Source organism: Chryseobacterium sp. R2ACT005 (assembly GCF_049949215.1).
Lineage (GTDB): Bacteria > Bacteroidota > Bacteroidia > Flavobacteriales > Weeksellaceae > Chryseobacterium.
The window spans coordinates 4,544,714-4,560,256 of record NZ_CP188192.1 but is presented as its reverse complement, the minus strand read 5'-3'; the positions used below and the strand labels follow the sequence as shown (position 1 = coordinate 4,560,256).

The window sequence follows — 15,543 nt, the reverse complement described above, 5'->3', positions numbered from 1 at the left end:
AAACAGCATTTTAGAGTAAAATACAGGATAATCAGATGGGAAATTGGGAAAATTAAAATTTGATTAATTCGCAAAAAAACAGATTAAAAGAGTTTGTTTTTTGTAAATTTAAGTATTAAACGCTAAAAAAATTATTAAAATGATTAAAAAAATTAATTCTTTTAGGTTTCTCTTATTGATGCTTTCGGTGTCATGTTCAAGAGATGAAGTGAATACTATTAATAATGATTCAGAAAAGGTGAATTCTGCTGATGTAAAGAAAGTACAGTTGACAGAGGCTGAGATGCTGCAGAAAGGCTGGAAAATTGTAGATGAGTTTAAATTGTCAGATAATAACAGTCTGAGTGTAAACAGTCCGGCTAATGAAGAGCGTGAAATCCCTTTCAAGCCTAAACATTTGAAAGATATGGGATATGATATCGGTTTTTCCGGAGAAAGAACAAAGTTGAAAAATGTTTTTGCTTACGCTGGCCAGATCCCGGATGGAATTATCTTTAATCCTGATCTTTCTGTAGATGGAGATACCCGGAATACAGCTCCTAATCCTAATGTTTCCATTGTTTTAGGAACTCCTGAGGTAACGATAAAAACCGACGGAATAGATTTGCCGGATAATGCTTATACTACGGAAGCTATTAATAATGGAGATCGTGAAAGCGAAATTACGGTATCCTATTCTTACAAAAAGGGATATTCTACCTCCTGGAAACGTACTGTTTCAGGATCATTTGAAGTAGCTGCATCTGTATCTGTTGATATTCCGTTGGTTGCAAAAGCTTCAGCAAGCACTAAAGTTGTTGTAGGAGGAGATACAACGGAAGGCACAGAAAATTCTGAAGAAATTACAGAAACCAGTACTTACAAGGCTATTGTCCCGGCACACTCTAAAAAGACCATTTCTATCCTCACGAAGCTAAAAGGATCTTCTGTAGAATACTTTGTTCCCATGAAATTGAATGGAAGATTGCAGGCTAACTTTCCTTCTCCAGTCAATGGCCATTATTATTGGGCTTTTCCTATTGAAAACTTCCCTAATTTTCTTTCTAATATACATGGAGAGTCAGGGACTGTGAAATCGGTCAGCAATGTAAGCGTTACGGTCCTGGAATCACCTGCACAAACTATATAAAGCCACTTTGATCAATATAATATAAACAGCAGAAATTCAAAACTTTCTGCTGTTTTTGTGTGTGTTGTTTTGAATACAAACATCATAAAATCCTGTGGAAAAATAATCTGTTATCTGAATGATGAATGTTAAAGAAATGATGGCTAAAAAACATAACTTTGTTTTTTTAATATTATAAAAACAAAAGGGAAGAGCTGATCAACCGGCTTATTTGCAGAGAGAAATCATTATATAACACAATCAAAATGATTAAAAAATGACAGGAGGATTCAGAAAAAAGATCCGTCAGAAAAATGCGGAGAACAGTGGTTTTGGAACCAATGCATCCGGAAGATTTATCAATAAAGACGGCCTCCCGAATGTTCAGAGAAGAGGCGTGAATGTTTTTAACAGGTTAAGCTGGTATCATACCATGCTGAATCTTTCATCATTCCGCTTTATTTCCTATTTGGTTGTTGCTTATATTCTGATCAATCTTCTTTTTGCTATGATCTATTACCTGATTGGTGTGGAACATCTTACAGGAATTGATAAAAGTGATCCGCTGAATGAATTTATCGACGTTTTTTTCTTCAGTTCCCAGACCTTCACAACAGTTGGATATGGAAGAATTGCTCCGGTGGGATTTTTGGCCAGCCTTGTGGCTACTTTTGAGGCTTTTTTGGGATTGCTTACCTTTGCTATTGCAACAGGGCTTTTTTACGGAAGATTTTCAAGACCAAGAGCATATCTCAGGTTTTCTGATATAGCTGTGATTGCTCCTTTTCAGGAATCTTCGGCCCTGATGTTCAGGCTGGCTCCTTATAAAAACAATGCGCTGACAGATGCAGATGTGATTCTTTCTGCAGCTATTGAAGTCATAGAAAATGGAGTTGCTAAAAGTAATTTTTACAGACTCAATACTCAGATGAGTAAGATCAATACGCTAGCCTTAAACTGGACTGTGGTACATAAAATTGATGAAAACTCTCCGTTTTACGGCTTTTCTGAAGATGATTTTAAAAATACGGATATTGAACTTATTGTACAGGTACGTGCATTTGATGAAGTGTTTTCAAACACCGTAGTGCAGAGATCTTCATATACTACCGGGGAAATTGTTTACGGGGCTAAATTTGTTCCGATGTATTATCCAAGCAAAGAAAGCCTTACGACGGTTCTTGATCTTGATAAAATAAATGAGTATAAGAAAGAGGATCTTCCGGATTTTGTAAGAAATAATGAATAAATGAATTTAGATTTTTATAAAAAACAAGCGATACAAAAGCAGAAAGAACACAAGAAATTTCTGGACGGATTAAAGAAAAAACCGCCCAAAAACCTCGATTATATTGTACAGGAGACCCATGATGAAGTTTTTGATGAAATAGATTGTTTACAATGTGCCAATTGCTGCAAAACAACCGGCCCTTTGTACACGGAAAAGGATATAGAGCGTATTTCCAAACATCTTCGTATGAAGTCTGCTGATTTTGAATCTAAGTTCTTAAGAGTGGATGAAGATAATGATAAGGTATTGCAGAATCTTCCCTGCCATTTCCTGAACAATGATAATACCTGTTCTATTTACGAAGTAAGACCTAAAGCATGCCGCGAATATCCGCATACAGACCGTAAGAAGATCTACCAGATTAATAATCTGATGCTGAAAAATACGGTTATCTGCCCGGCCGCGTTTGAATTCGTGGAAAAAATGATGAAGAATATAGCGAAGTAGATTTCAAGGATGGAAGCAGGATGATGGGAGAGGGAAGCTGTTACACCAAAGAATTGATGTTTCAACTGCGATAAACTTCAAGCTTCAAGCTTCGATCCTCCAGCCAAATTATTATAATAATTTTTGCAAATTCCTCTTAAATAATTATAAAGTACGTTAAATAAGCTTATTACATATAATTTTATAAATGATGCTTCGTTTAAGTTAAACAATCATTTAAATATTACATTATGAAAAAGTTATTTTTAACGGCAGCGTTTACATTAGTCGGAGTAATCGCAGTATCAGCACAATCAACACCACAAAAGCCGGCGGATACTTCTACTAATAATCCAACGACAACTCAAACCCAACAACCGAATACACAGACTACAAGTCCTTCGGATCCAAAGACTCAACAGGAAAAGACACCTGCAACTACAATGGAAACTGCTCCTGCAACTGACCCAACTGTAAGTACAACACCTACAGATGCAACGAAACCTGCAGATGCACCTAAGGAAGAAAAGAAAGACAAAAAGAAGAAAAAGTAAAAGTACTTTAGCAAACACTAGTCGGAATCCTGAAATCTTGTATTTCAGGATTTTTTTTGATCAATTTCCTCTACCCTGAATAGAAGAATCTTAGTAATCAGATCCAGCGGAAGATCTTCATGAATTGGAAATTGCACAGCACCTTTAGAGAATTTATATTTTCTCTCTTTAAAATCTGTTTCAAAATTATGGATACCTTCAGCGCCTGGATAGAATCCGATATGCTTTTTATATCCCGCAAAATAAATCAAAGGTTTTCCTTTGTACCTGAAAGCAGGCATCTGATATCCAATATACTCTTCCAGACCAGGAACCAGTGAATGGATGGCTTGTTGTAGTTCAAGCAGTTTTTCCTGTACTTCTATGGGGAACAGAAGAATGTATTCATCAATATTTTTAAAAGCGTTTTTCATGATATAAAAATAAAAAAAAAGCACTGCATATAGCAGCGCTTTCTCCTTTCACTTTTTACTTTTTTCCCATTATCCCGGGAACAGGCTATATCAAAAAAGGTCGGGAATTTTTCCCAACCTTTGTTTTTCTGTTACACAACTCCTTGAGCCAACATTGCTTCTGCTACCTTTACGAAGCCGGCAATATTTGCACCTTTCACGTAGTTTACATAACCGTCTTCATCTTTCCCGTAGTCTCTACAAGCTTTATGGATACCAATCATAATTTCCTTTAATCTTGCATCAACTTCTTCAGAAGTCCAGTTAAGACGGATAGAGTTCTGAGTCATTTCTAATCCTGATGTAGCAACACCTCCAGCATTGGAAGCTTTACCAGGAGAGAATAATACTTTATTATCTAAGAAATAGTTGATGGCGTCTAGTGTAGAAGGCATGTTAGCTGCTTCAGTTACACAAACACATCCGTTTTCAACTAATTTTCTTGCATCATCTAAATCTAATTCGTTTTGAGTTGCAGAAGGGAAAGCAACATCACACTTCACATCCCAAGGACGTTTTCCAGCATGGAATTCAGCAGAAGGATATTTTTTAGCATAATCTTCAGCTCTGTTGTTCCCTGAAGATCTAAGCTCTAATAAATAATCAATCTTTTCTCCACTGATACCGTCTTTATCATAGATGTACCCATCTGGTCCAGAGATTGTTACTACTTTAGCGCCTAGTTCAGTTGCTTTTTTGATCACTCCCCAAGCTACGTTTCCGAAACCTGATACTGTTACTGTTTTACCCTGGAAATCCTGTCCGATAGTCTTAAGCATCTGCTCAGCGAAGTATACTACACCGTATCCTGTAGCTTCAGGACGAATCAATGAACCTCCGTAAGCAAGACCTTTTCCTGTAAGAACTCCTGTAAACTCGTTTCTGATTTTCTTGTACTGTCCGAATAAATATCCGATTTCTCTTGCTCCAACACCGATATCTCCTGCAGGTACGTCTGTTTCAGGACCGATGTGTTTGCACAATTCTGTCATGAAAGCCTGGCAGAAACGCATCACTTCCATATCAGATTTTCCTTGTGGATCGAAATCTGAACCTCCTTTACCACCTCCCATTGGAAGAGTTGTTAAAGAGTTTTTGAATACTTGTTCGAAAGCTAAGAACTTAAGAACTGATAAGTTTACAGTAGGGTGGAAACGAATTCCTCCTTTGTATGGTCCAATAGCAGAGTTCATTTGAATTCTGAAACCTCTGTTAACCTGAATTTCTCCTTTGTCATCAACCCATGGAACTCTGAAAATAATAATTCTTTCAGCTTCAGCCATTCTTTCAAGCAGCTTCATTCCGGTATATTCTTTTTTAGTAGCAATGAATGGAATTACAGTTACGGCAACTTCTTTTACAGCCTGTAAGAATTCCGGTTCGTTAGGATTTTTTGCTTCAATTTTTGCAATAAACTCTTGGATTTTCTGGTCAATATTATATTGTTCCATATATTAAGGTTGAATATTATTGTCAACAAATTTAATTTTTTTTTCAAGATTCACAACACTGTATTTCAACATTGTTAAAAATTAAATAATAATGTTTCGTAATATTATTAAATTGATAATTTGTGTTCAAATTTTATTAAAAATGAAATGTTATGTGTGAAATAATGCAATATTAAGAAATCATTAAATCTTAAATTGCGATGAATTGCCTCCCGGAAAATGATTTTACTTTCCCTAAAAGTTCCAATTCCAAAATTATTGGTAAAATTTTGTAGGGAGGAATATTAATTTTCTGTGACAGATCATCCAGAGAAATCTGTGGTTGGTCTTTAATAGATTGATATATTAAATATTGATTGTCAGACAATTGTATTGTGGTCTCACTATAAGGAAATAACTCTTCGATTTTTTCTTTGGGACCATTAAACCCGAGCATGCTTATAAGATCTTTTATAGTAGAAATGGCTGTCGCTTTATTATGGAAAATCAGCTGATTACATCCCTGACTGCAGAGGTCTGTAATTTTTCCGGGAAGGGCAAAGACATCACGGTTATAATCATTGGCAAAAGCAGCAGTGCTTACAGATCCTCCTCCAAAACCAGTTTCCACCACAATGGTTGCGGGAGACATTCCTGCTACAATTCTATTCCTCTGGATGAAGTTTTCACGGTCTGGTTTTTGGGAAGAGCTGAACTCTGTGATTAATGTACCTCCTTCCTCCAAAATTTTCTCTGAAAGTTTTCTGTTTTTTGATGGATATAAATATTGGAAACCATGTGCAAGAACTGCTACAGTGGGTTTTCGATGAAGAATAGACTGTTCATGAACCTCTTTGTCAACTCCAAGAGCGAGCCCGCTTACTGATGTATATCTTGAAGATTGGGTTGCTTCAAAAAAGTCTTCAATAAATTTTTGACCATAGCCAGTCATATTCCGGGTTCCTACAATACTTACTTTTGACAGTGTATCATCAATCTTTCCTTTCTGATAAAGAATAGCCGGTGCATCATTACATTCATTAAGCAGTAAAGGAGTTTCACGAAGATACTTCAGCCTGATCTGAATATTATTCTTTTCGCAAAAATTTATTTCTTCTTCTGCGAATTCCAAATGGTTGTTATTCCCAATATCTGAAACTGTTTTTTGTCCTATGCCTTCCAGCTTTTTATATTCTTTCTTTGCTCTTTTCCATGCTTCCTGAGCACTTCCAAAAGTATGGACAAGTTTATGAAAATGAATATCACCTATCTGGCTGCATTCGCGAAGGGCGATTGCATAAAAGTATTCTTCGGAAATCATGTGTGTTTTTTTCAAATGTAGTGAAATTAAGTTTTTATCTTTTCCTTAATTCATCCAAATGATCCCAGATATCATCTCTTTTTTTATATGGAAGCTCCATAAAATCTTCCGGATGGTTTTCCTTGTATTCCTGCCACAATTTATCATCCTTTTCGCTATAATAATTCGGAAATTCCCAAATGAACTTTTTCTTCTTTTCCCCAACATTTTTAAAAGCAAACGCAATAATACTTCCGACTACTGCTCCGGAAAGATGGGCCTGCCATGAAATTTTACTCGGTTCCTGCATGTTATAAAACAGCTCTTCAGGCAGCATTCCCCAGATTAAACTTCCATAATAAAGTACAACAAGCATTGAAATGGTAAGAAGTTTTGTATTCCATTTAAATACCCCGCTGAAAAAAAGGAAGAAGGCAAGAACATAGACTACACCACTGGCTCCGATGGTACAAGTGTACATATATTCGCCAGAGAAAATGTCAATAGGAGGAAGAAGCCATACTAAAAGCCCTGTTGCCAGCCAGCCGATAATAAAAACTTTATTTGCTACGATTGGGTAAAACTGATAGAGCAAAAACATAAGTGCCGCTATCGGAATAGAATTTCCTATAATATGATCGATGTTTCCATGCAAAAGAGGAGAAGTAACTATACCCAGCAGCCCTTCAGGCAAAAGCGGTATAATCGCTCCAAAACAGCTTTGAAAAAAGCCCTGCATTTGTAAAAAATACCCAAACCACATCGCAGAAAGCATCAGCAATGGGTAGATAATCGCTCTTTTGGAAATTGCATTTTTAAACATGAGGATTTTACGTCAAATCAAAAGCCAATCATAAATTTCGGAAAATTTGTCGATGAATCAATTTCTACTTCCCTGATTTTAAGACAAAAGGTGTCAAATTTATTTTTTAAACTTATTATTTTGGCATTGATTTTATAGAGATATGTTATTGTTAGGTATTAAACTTTATGAATTAGGATTCTTTAAAGCTGAATTTACCTTTAAAAAAAATTATATTAATACTTTTGCATTGAAAATTATTTGAGTAATGAAGAAGTTTTTATTGATTCTTTCCTTTTTTATGGGGATTTATGCAAGTGCACAAGAAGAATTGAAGAAAGATTCTGTTGTGGTAGACACAGTAAAATACTGGTCAGTTTTAGGAAAAAACACTTTAATGATCAATCAGGCAGCCTTTTCAAACTGGGTAGGAGGTGGAGCCAATAACGTGGGATGGCTTGCTGGTATCAATTATAACATAACTTATGAAAAAGACAAAGATCTTTGGGAGAATATTGTTATCCTAGGCTATGGACAAAATGATACGAAGGGGCTTGGAATAAGAAAGACTCAGGATGTTATTAATGTTTCTACAAATTACGGGAGGAAGTTTTCAAAAAGCTGGTATTTCTCTGGTGGAGTAGGGCTGCAGTCCCAGTTTGCCGCAGGGTATGAAGATGGGAATAACCCTGAAGCAAAGAAAATATCGAATTTTATGGCACCAGGTTACGTGAATGTCGGTATGGGTATCACCTACAGACCTAATGACGATCTTACGGTTACTTTACGTCCTGTCAATGCCAGGTGGACTTTTGTATTGGATAAAGATCTTCAGACCGCAGGAAGTTATGGTTTGAAAAGTGATGGTGATTCTTCTTTATTGCAGTTCGGTTTCCTGGGAACGGCAATTTATAAGCTGAAAATAATGGAAGATATTTATTTAACGAATACTGCTTCGGTCTTCTCGAATTACCTTGACCGTCCGGACAGATTGGTTCTCGCTTACGGTGCGCTGTTAAACCTTAAAGTAAACAAATATATTTCCTCCAATGTGACGGTTGATTTGCTGTATGATCACAACCAAATCGAAAAAACTCAGCTGAAACAAACCCTTGGAATCGGCTTCGCTTATACCATTGATAATGGTGTGAAACGTTCTGACCGTAAGGACAGTCAATGGTGGATTAAAAAATAATATAACTATATCAATTCTAATATAAAAACACTTCAGAAATGAGGTGTTTTTTTGTTTTTTAAATACTGTCATTTTAAGTTGACTTAAGTTTGGGGTGCAATATAGTGTTGTTTAAATGATTTGTTTTCATTGTATTACAGGCGAAAAATCAACTATGTTAAATTCATTTTAAAGTGAATTTTATTTAGGCGTAGATTATTATTTATACATTTGTAATAAATCATTATTATGAAAAAACTTTTATTGATCAGTTCCATTTCTTTTGGAGCGATAGCTTTGGCGCAGGAAACTAAAACAGAGGCTCCGGCAGCAGATACCGTTAAAGCCTGGTTTATTCAGGGACAAAATACATTAATGCTTAACCAGGCTGCCTTTTCAAACTGGGTAGGAGGTGGAGCCAACAACGTAGGATGGCTTGCTGGTGTTAATTATAACCTAACTTATGAGAAAGGGAAAGATCTTTGGGAAAATATCATTATTCTGGGTTACGGACAGAATAATACCCAGGGTACAGGTGTGCGAAAAACTCAGGATGTTATCAATCTTTCTACAAACTATGGTAGAAAATTTGCTGAAAGCTGGTATTTCTCAGGAGGAGCCGGCCTTCAGACTCAGTTTGCTCCGGGATATGAAGATGGAAACAACCCTGATGCTAAAAAGATTTCCAATTTCATGGCTCCGGGATATCTGAATGTGGGCGCGGGGGTTACCTATCGTCCTAATGATAATTTGACCGTAACATTACGTCCTGCTAACGCGAGATGGACTTTTGTTTTAGATAAGGATCTCCAGACTGCCGGAACGTATGGCCTTAAAAATGATGGTGATTCATCACTTTTCCAGTTCGGTTTCCTCGGTACAGCCATTTATAAGATCAAAATCATGGAGAATATTAATCTGACCAATACAGCGTCTGTATTTTCAAATTATCTGGATCATCCGGATAGATTGGTACTGGCTTATGGAGCGGTCTTAAATATGAAGATTAATAAATATATTTCATCCAATATTACCCTGGATCTGCTGTATGACCATAACCAGATCTGGAAAACACAGCTGAAGCAGACATTGGGCGTAGGTTTGGCTTACAATTTTGATAATGGTAAGAAACGTTCAGATAATAAGGATAACCAAGGCTGGCTAAAGAAATAAATAAGATAAGATACCCGTAAGAAATAAAAAAAGCACTTCAAAAAGAAGTGCTTTTTCGTATCAATATATATAAGTCTTAGAATTCTATATCTACTCCTAGTTTCTCTGCCAATAGCTTTGAAATTTTCTCTTTTAGAGGCTCTATATCAATATTTTGCATGGCATCATTTGCGAAAGCATATAAAAGTAATGCCTGAGCTTCTTTTTTAGAGATTCCTCTTGCTCTCAGGTAGAATAGGGCATCTTCATTCAGCTGACCTACTGTACATCCGTGAGAACATTTTACATCATCTGCAAAGATCTCCAACTGAGGTTTTGTATCAATGCTTGCTCCTTCACTTAGCAACACGTTATTGTTTTGCTGATAAGCGTTTGTTTTCTGAGCAATTTTATCTACAAAAACTTTTCCGTTGAAAACTCCGTGGGCATTGCCATCGAAGATTCCTTTATAGTTCTGATAGCTTTCACAGTTCGGGAAGTTATGGTGAACTGCCGTGTGGTGGTCTACCAACTGATCTTTCCCGATGATTGTGATTCCGTTCATGAATGAATTGATGTTTGATCCATTATGAATAAAATCAAGGTTGTTTCTTACCAGTTTACCTCCGAAAGAGAACGTGTTTACAGTGGTTAAGCTGTCTTTTTCCTGTCTTGCGAACGTACTGTCAATAAGATAGGTTGTGTTGTTGTCATTCTGAAGCTTGTGCCAGTCAGCTTTTGCATTGGGATATGTAAAGATTTCCGTTACAGAGTTTGTCAATACATAGGCGCTGTCAAAATTATGATGGCTTTCAATTACTTCTACTTTGGCTCCTTCTTCTACGATCAAAAGGTTTCTTGTATTGTAGAACGTATTCTCTTCCTGATTCTGAGAAATATAAAAAACGTGGATTGGTTTTTCAATCACTACATTTTTAGGAACTTTCAAAAAGAAACCGTATTTGCAGTAAGCAAGATTTAAGTTTGTAAAAGCTTGATCTTTAGAAGCAATAGTGTTGAAGTATTTTTCAAAAACCTCTTTATGCTTCTCATCATTTAATGCATAGTTGAATGAAAGGAATTCTACATTTTCAATAGAAACTTTTGAAAGTTCTTTATGAAGTTTACCGTTTACAAAAACAATCCAATCAAAGTTTTCTTCTCCAAGGTGCAGTTCATCAAACTGCTCTTTGGTGATATTGTGGCTCTCCTTCGGGAAGAAGTTGTAGCTTTTTTCCGTGATTTCCTTTAGATTGGTATATTTATATTCTTCGTCTTTTTTTGTCGGAAAACCAACATTTTGAAACCTTTGAAGAGCTGCTTTTCTACTGTCATCCAGAAATCTGTGACGAAGACTCTCCAAAAATTCATTATGGTTCTCTATAATTTGTTCTTTTAATGCCATTACTGGTATATCTGTGGTTTGCACCATTTTTTCTTTTTTTATTAACTAAAATATTGTTATTCCGAGGAATAGGGAACCCAATTTTTAATAGTAGAGATTCTTATTTTTACAGGGTTTATGAATAACTGCGAAAATTATAATCTCTGAAATAATATATTTTCTTCTTAGTTAAGAAGCCAGTCGTAACCTTTTGCTTCAAGTTCTAATGCTAAAGATTTGTCACCGGTCTTGATGATTTTTCCATCTGCTAAAACATGAACGAAGTCAGGTTGAATATAATTAAGCAATCTCTGATAGTGCGTAATCAAAAGAACTGCATTTCCTTCATTTTTAAAGTGATTTACCCCATCTGCAACGATTCTCAAAGCATCAATATCCAATCCGGAATCAGTTTCATCAAGAATAGCCAATTTAGGATTAAGCATCATCATCTGGAAGATCTCATTTCTTTTCTTTTCACCTCCTGAGAATCCCTCGTTTAATGATCTTGAAAGGAAATCTTTCTTGATACCCAGTTTTTCGGATTTTTCACGGATTAATGCAAGCATTTCTTTTGCCGGCATTTCTTCCAGTCCGTTTGCTTTTCTTGTTTCGTTCAAAGCAGCTTTGATAAAGTTTGTCACAGAAACTCCCGGAATTTCCACTGGATACTGGAAAGAAAGGAAAATTCCTTTGTGAGCTCTATCTTCAGGAGCATCTTCAACGATATCTTCTCCCTGGAAAAGAATTTCTCCACCAGTCACTTCGTAATCTTCTTTACCAGCGATTACAGAAGAAAGGGTAGATTTCCCAGCTCCGTTCGGCCCCATGATCGCGTGAACTTCGCCTGGCTTTATTTCAAGATTAATACCTTTTAATATTTCTGCGCCATCTTCAATTTTGGCGTGAAGGTTTTTAATTTCTAACATTTTATTTGCTTAAACAAATTATTTTTGAATTCTATATACTAAACTTTCAGGTTGACCAGGGACATCATTCAGTGTCCCGATTTGTATCATACCTGCCTTTTCCAATACTTTAACAGAAGCTATATTACTGGGACGGACAATGGCGAATATTTCTTCTTTACTGTCTTCGTTTAACCCAAAATCTATAGCTTTCTTTGTGAATTCTGTGGCGTATCCTTTCCCCCATGCCTCGGAAGCAAAACGATAGCCTAAATTCAATTTTTCTTCTTCTCCGTAGAGTTTATAGCTCAATCCTCCAAAACCTATTATATTTTCTGGATCATCCTTTTCAACAATCACCCAGCCTCCAAAACTGTACTTTTCCCAATGATCAAGCATTCTTGTAAATGTGCTTTCTGCTTTTTCAAAACTCATTGGTCCGCTTGGATTATGAATATTGGTTTGAGGATCATGATTAATTTCAAAGAATCTTTCAAAATCTTCTTTTGTAGGTTTTCTTAAAATTAATCTTTCTGTAGCTATCATATTTTCTTATCCTACTGAACCTTCTAATGAAATTTCAAGTAATTTCTGTGCTTCAATAGCAAATTCCATTGGAAGCTTGTTCAAAACTTCTTTACTGAAACCATTCACGATCAAAGCAATTGCTCTTTCCGTATCAATACCTCTTTGGTTACAGTAGAAAATCTGATCTTCCCCGATTTTTGAAGTCGTTGCCTCGTGCTCTAACTGTGCAGTAGGATCTTTGATTTCAATATATGGGAAAGTGTGAGCTCCACATTCATTACCCATCAATAAAGAGTCACATTGAGAGAAGTTTCTTGCTCCTTTTGCTGAAGGCATTACTTTCACCTGTCCTCTGTATGAGTTTTGAGATTTTCCTGCAGAAATACCCTTGGAAATAATCGTTGATCTGGTATTCTTTCCAATGTGGATCATTTTCGTTCCTGTATCTGCATACTGGTGGTTGTTGGTTACCGCAATAGAGTAGAACTCTCCAATAGAATTATCTCCTTTCAGAATACAAGAAGGATATTTCCATGTTACTGCTGAACCTGTTTCTACCTGAGTCCAGGAGATTTTTGCATTTCTTTCGCAAAGTCCTCTCTTCGTTACAAAGTTGAATACCCCTCCTTTACCTTCTTCATTACCAGGATACCAGTTCTGAACTGTAGAATATTTGATCTCCGCTCCGTCCAAAGCGATCAGTTCCACTACCGCAGCGTGAAGCTGGTTTTCATCTCTTGATGGTGCTGTACACCCTTCAAGATAAGAAACGTAACTTCCCTCATCAGCTATAAGAAGTGTTCTTTCAAACTGTCCTGTTCCTGCCTGGTTGATACGGAAATAAGTGGAAAGCTCCATTGGGCATTTTACGCCTTTGGGAATATAACAGAAACTTCCGTCAGAGAAAACTGCGGAATTCAATGCTGCGTAGAAATTATCTCCTCTCGGAACTACTTTTCCAAGATGTTTTCTTACTAAATCAGGGTGGTTTTTAATGGCCTCAGAGATTGAACAGAAAATAATTCCTTTCTCTGCCAATGTATCCTGGAAAGTAGTTTTCACAGAAATTGAGTCCATTACGATATCTACGGCAACTCCTGAAAGTCTTTTTTGCTCTTCGATATTGATCCCTAATTTTGCAAAAGTTGCTAATAATTCAGGATCTACTTCGTCAAGACTTGCCAGTTCCGGCTTTACTTTAGGTGCAGCATAGTAACGGATTGCTTGAAAATCCGGTTTCTCATACTTGATATTCGCCCAGTTAGGCTCTACCATTTTCAACCAGATTTTGAAAGATTCCAGTCGCCATTCAGTCATCCATTCCGGCTCTTCTTTTTTAGCAGAGATCGCACGGATGATATCCTCATTTAAACCGATCGGGAAATCTTCATAATCAATCTTCGTTTCCCAACCGAATTCATATTTTTTATTTTCTAGATCGACCCTTAAATCGTCTTCTGTATATTTACTCATTATTATTTTTTAGATTTCAGATGGTAGATTTCAGCATTCAGAATGGCTCTGATATCTGTTATCTAGTATCTAATGTCTTTTCTCTAAAGACTAAATGATTCTCCACATCCACATGTTCTGGATGCATTCGGGTTGTTAAAAACAAACCCTTTTCCGTTCAATCCTCCTGAATACTCAAGAGTTGTTCCTGCCAAATAAAGGATGGATTTTTTATCTATAATAATTTTGATGTTATTATCTTCAAAAATCTGATCTGTGTCTGTTTTTTGGTTATCAAACTTTAAAACATACTCTAAACCAGAGCATCCGCCGCTTTTCACCCCTACTCTTATATAATCTTCAGCAGGGTTAAAGCCATCTTCAGTCATCAACTGGATAGCTTTCTCCTTTGCATAGTCTGATACTTTTATCATTGTATTTATTTAGAATGATTTAATGATGCAAAAATACGAACTAATTTCCGCAATCTCAAATCGAAGATATCTATTTTAATGATTCTTATATTAATAGCGATTTTGAAAAGCATGATTTATGTTAAAATTAGATAAATTTCTTATCGTGATACGGAAGATTCTGTTTCTGATTTTAACCTTGAATCATATTTCCTATCTATAAATAAAATTGGTAATGGGAAAAAAAATAATAATTTTTTTTGTATTGTTTTTCACCGCACTGTCTTATGGACAGACCACCAGATATGTTTATGAAACGCTGGTAAACCCAGATTCTATCAATCTGGTAAGTATGAAAAGTGAAAGAACTTTTCTGGATATTAAGGAAGGACGATCCTTATTTATCAGTGAAAATAAATTGATAAGAGACTCTCTTTTTACTGCTCTGAGATCAGAAATGAAAGAAAATAAAAAAGAGGAAAAAGAATTTTCAAAACAAGAAGGAAGAAAACATTTTGAACCTACTTTTTTTGAATATTTTATTACAAAGAGTATTCCGGACCAAAAAGTGTATTATTATGAAAAGGCAGCTGGAAAACAAATTTATTATCAGGAAGACAGACCTGTAAAATGGGAAGTGACCAATGTGGTTGAAAAACAAAATGGATATTCAGCCCAAAAAGCAGTTGCAGAATTTGGAGGAAGAGTATGGACAGGATGGTTCACAAAAGATATTCCTTTGTCGGACGGACCTTATAAGTTCTCAGGATTGCCAGGACTGATTGTAAAACTGGAAGATGACAAAGGAGACTATAAATTTGATCTTGTTAAAAAGATTATCGTTAAAAATGCTTTTAAAGAACAGATAAATGCTGATGCCAAGCAAAGTACAAGAGTTAATTTTCATGGTGATAAAGCGGCCCTGGAACTTGAATTTAGTAAAAACAGAAATGCTATGGCGGGAAATAACGGTGGCGGAAATATGAATTTCGGCGGCGGAAGGCACGGCGGTGGTATGAATGGAGGAGGAATGAAAGGTGGCGGGATGCATAGAGGTGGAATGGGTGGTGAAAACCAGAGTTCTTCTATGTCACAAGGCTCATCGGTAGATGTTCCTTCCTTTACGGGCACAGCCCAGAACCCAATTGAATTAAAATAAAGAAAATATA

The 15,543-nt window shown here is 36.2% G+C and carries 16 protein-coding genes; 7 read left to right on the top strand and 9 right to left on the bottom strand.

Going from position 1 to position 15,543, the window contains the following annotated elements:
* Nucleotides 1-139: 139 nt before the first annotated feature.
* The 4 genes from ACPF63_RS20880 to ACPF63_RS20865 all read left to right on the top strand — a co-directional run bounded on the left by ACPF63_RS20880 (nt 140) and on the right by ACPF63_RS20865 (nt 3,379).
* Nucleotides 140-1,129, top strand: a complete 990-nt coding sequence (locus ACPF63_RS20880) for a hypothetical protein (protein WP_426481163.1) — start codon at nt 140-142, stop codon at nt 1,127-1,129.
* Between the two features lie 256 nt (nt 1,130-1,385).
* A complete protein-coding gene (locus ACPF63_RS20875) occupies nt 1,386-2,357 on the top strand; it encodes an ion channel (RefSeq protein ID WP_426481162.1) in 972 nt (323 codons plus the stop codon).
* Complete coding sequence (locus ACPF63_RS20870; RefSeq protein WP_426481161.1) at nt 2,358-2,846, top strand: YkgJ family cysteine cluster protein; 489 nt, start codon at nt 2,358-2,360, stop codon at nt 2,844-2,846. It abuts the gene before it with no gap.
* 230 nt (nt 2,847-3,076) lie between these two features.
* Nucleotides 3,077-3,379 carry a hypothetical protein gene (locus ACPF63_RS20865; protein WP_077413351.1) on the top strand — a complete coding sequence of 101 codons (303 nt, stop codon included), beginning with the start codon at nt 3,077-3,079 and terminating at the stop codon, nt 3,377-3,379.
* A gap of 44 nt (nt 3,380-3,423) precedes the next feature.
* Here ACPF63_RS20865 and ACPF63_RS20860 read toward each other — a convergent pair whose 3' ends face one another.
* The 4 genes from ACPF63_RS20860 to ACPF63_RS20845 form a co-directional block, all read right to left on the bottom strand.
* Complete coding sequence (locus ACPF63_RS20860) at nt 3,424-3,792, bottom strand: iron chaperone (RefSeq protein ID WP_180564928.1); 369 nt, start codon at nt 3,790-3,792, stop codon at nt 3,424-3,426.
* Nucleotides 3,793-3,923: 131 nt separating this feature from the next.
* A complete protein-coding gene (gene gdhA / locus ACPF63_RS20855; protein ID WP_047376148.1) occupies nt 3,924-5,282 on the bottom strand; it encodes an NADP-specific glutamate dehydrogenase in 1,359 nt (452 codons plus the stop codon).
* 190 nt (nt 5,283-5,472) lie between these two features.
* Nucleotides 5,473-6,582 (bottom strand): DNA-processing protein DprA, encoded by a 1,110-nt coding sequence (gene dprA / locus ACPF63_RS20850; protein WP_426481160.1) that lies wholly within the window; start codon nt 6,580-6,582, stop codon nt 5,473-5,475.
* A 34-nt stretch (nt 6,583-6,616) separates the two neighbouring features.
* Nucleotides 6,617-7,384, bottom strand: coding sequence for a rhomboid family intramembrane serine protease (locus ACPF63_RS20845; protein ID WP_426481159.1), 768 nt, complete (start codon nt 7,382-7,384; stop codon nt 6,617-6,619).
* A gap of 247 nt (nt 7,385-7,631) precedes the next feature.
* Between ACPF63_RS20845 and ACPF63_RS20840 the strand changes: the two genes are divergently transcribed.
* Nucleotides 7,632-8,558 (top strand): DUF3078 domain-containing protein, encoded by a 927-nt coding sequence (locus ACPF63_RS20840; RefSeq protein ID WP_077413355.1) that lies wholly within the window; start codon nt 7,632-7,634, stop codon nt 8,556-8,558.
* 228 nt (nt 8,559-8,786) lie between these two features.
* Nucleotides 8,787-9,710, top strand: coding sequence for a DUF3078 domain-containing protein (locus ACPF63_RS20835; protein ID WP_426481158.1), 924 nt, complete (start codon nt 8,787-8,789; stop codon nt 9,708-9,710).
* Between the two features lie 76 nt (nt 9,711-9,786).
* Here ACPF63_RS20835 and sufD read toward each other — a convergent pair whose 3' ends face one another.
* From sufD to ACPF63_RS20810, 5 genes are all read right to left on the bottom strand, one after another.
* Nucleotides 9,787-11,094 carry a Fe-S cluster assembly protein SufD gene (gene sufD, locus ACPF63_RS20830; RefSeq protein WP_426483237.1) on the bottom strand — a complete coding sequence of 436 codons (1,308 nt, stop codon included), beginning with the start codon at nt 11,092-11,094 and terminating at the stop codon, nt 9,787-9,789.
* Between the two features lie 164 nt (nt 11,095-11,258).
* Nucleotides 11,259-12,002 carry a Fe-S cluster assembly ATPase SufC gene (sufC, locus tag ACPF63_RS20825; protein ID WP_077413357.1) on the bottom strand — a complete coding sequence of 248 codons (744 nt, stop codon included), beginning with the start codon at nt 12,000-12,002 and terminating at the stop codon, nt 11,259-11,261.
* Between the two features lie 18 nt (nt 12,003-12,020).
* A complete protein-coding gene (locus ACPF63_RS20820; RefSeq protein WP_426481157.1) occupies nt 12,021-12,527 on the bottom strand; it encodes a GNAT family N-acetyltransferase in 507 nt (168 codons plus the stop codon).
* 6 nt (nt 12,528-12,533) lie between these two features.
* Entirely contained in the window at nt 12,534-13,982 is a 1,449-nt protein-coding gene (gene sufB, locus ACPF63_RS20815; RefSeq protein WP_077413359.1) for a Fe-S cluster assembly protein SufB, read from the bottom strand.
* Between the two features lie 83 nt (nt 13,983-14,065).
* The gene (locus tag ACPF63_RS20810; protein WP_027372006.1) at nt 14,066-14,395 is read right to left on the bottom strand and encodes a HesB/IscA family protein; all 330 of its coding nucleotides are present in this window, start codon (nt 14,393-14,395) and stop codon (nt 14,066-14,068) included.
* Nucleotides 14,396-14,609: 214 nt separating this feature from the next.
* Between ACPF63_RS20810 and ACPF63_RS20805 the strand changes: the two genes are divergently transcribed.
* Entirely contained in the window at nt 14,610-15,533 is a 924-nt protein-coding gene (locus ACPF63_RS20805; RefSeq protein WP_426481156.1) for a GLPGLI family protein, read from the top strand.
* Nucleotides 15,534-15,543 lie beyond the last annotated feature (10 nt).

Coding starts and splice junctions, on each gene's coding strand:
- ACPF63_RS20870 (WP_426481161.1), top strand. CDS start 2,358: ATGAATTTAGATTTTTATAAAAAACAAGCGATACAAAAGCAGAAAGAA.
- sufD (WP_426483237.1), bottom strand. CDS start 11,094: ATGGCATTAAAAGAACAAATTATAGAGAACCATAATGAATTTTTGGAG.
- sufC (WP_077413357.1), bottom strand. CDS start 12,002: ATGTTAGAAATTAAAAACCTTCACGCCAAAATTGAAGATGGCGCAGAA.
- ACPF63_RS20805 (WP_426481156.1), top strand. CDS start 14,610: ATGGGAAAAAAAATAATAATTTTTTTTGTATTGTTTTTCACCGCACTG.
- dprA (WP_426481160.1), bottom strand. CDS start 6,582: ATGATTTCCGAAGAATACTTTTATGCAATCGCCCTTCGCGAATGCAGC.
- gdhA (WP_047376148.1), bottom strand. CDS start 5,282: ATGGAACAATATAATATTGACCAGAAAATCCAAGAGTTTATTGCAAAA.
- ACPF63_RS20875 (WP_426481162.1), top strand. CDS start 1,386: ATGACAGGAGGATTCAGAAAAAAGATCCGTCAGAAAAATGCGGAGAAC.
- sufB (WP_077413359.1), bottom strand. CDS start 13,982: ATGAGTAAATATACAGAAGACGATTTAAGGGTCGATCTAGAAAATAAA.
- ACPF63_RS20835 (WP_426481158.1), top strand. CDS start 8,787: ATGAAAAAACTTTTATTGATCAGTTCCATTTCTTTTGGAGCGATAGCT.
- ACPF63_RS20845 (WP_426481159.1), bottom strand. CDS start 7,384: ATGTTTAAAAATGCAATTTCCAAAAGAGCGATTATCTACCCATTGCTG.
- ACPF63_RS20880 (WP_426481163.1), top strand. CDS start 140: ATGATTAAAAAAATTAATTCTTTTAGGTTTCTCTTATTGATGCTTTCG.
- ACPF63_RS20860 (WP_180564928.1), bottom strand. CDS start 3,792: ATGAAAAACGCTTTTAAAAATATTGATGAATACATTCTTCTGTTCCCC.
- ACPF63_RS20865 (WP_077413351.1), top strand. CDS start 3,077: ATGAAAAAGTTATTTTTAACGGCAGCGTTTACATTAGTCGGAGTAATC.
- ACPF63_RS20840 (WP_077413355.1), top strand. CDS start 7,632: ATGAAGAAGTTTTTATTGATTCTTTCCTTTTTTATGGGGATTTATGCA.
- ACPF63_RS20820 (WP_426481157.1), bottom strand. CDS start 12,527: ATGATAGCTACAGAAAGATTAATTTTAAGAAAACCTACAAAAGAAGAT.
- ACPF63_RS20810 (WP_027372006.1), bottom strand. CDS start 14,395: ATGATAAAAGTATCAGACTATGCAAAGGAGAAAGCTATCCAGTTGATG.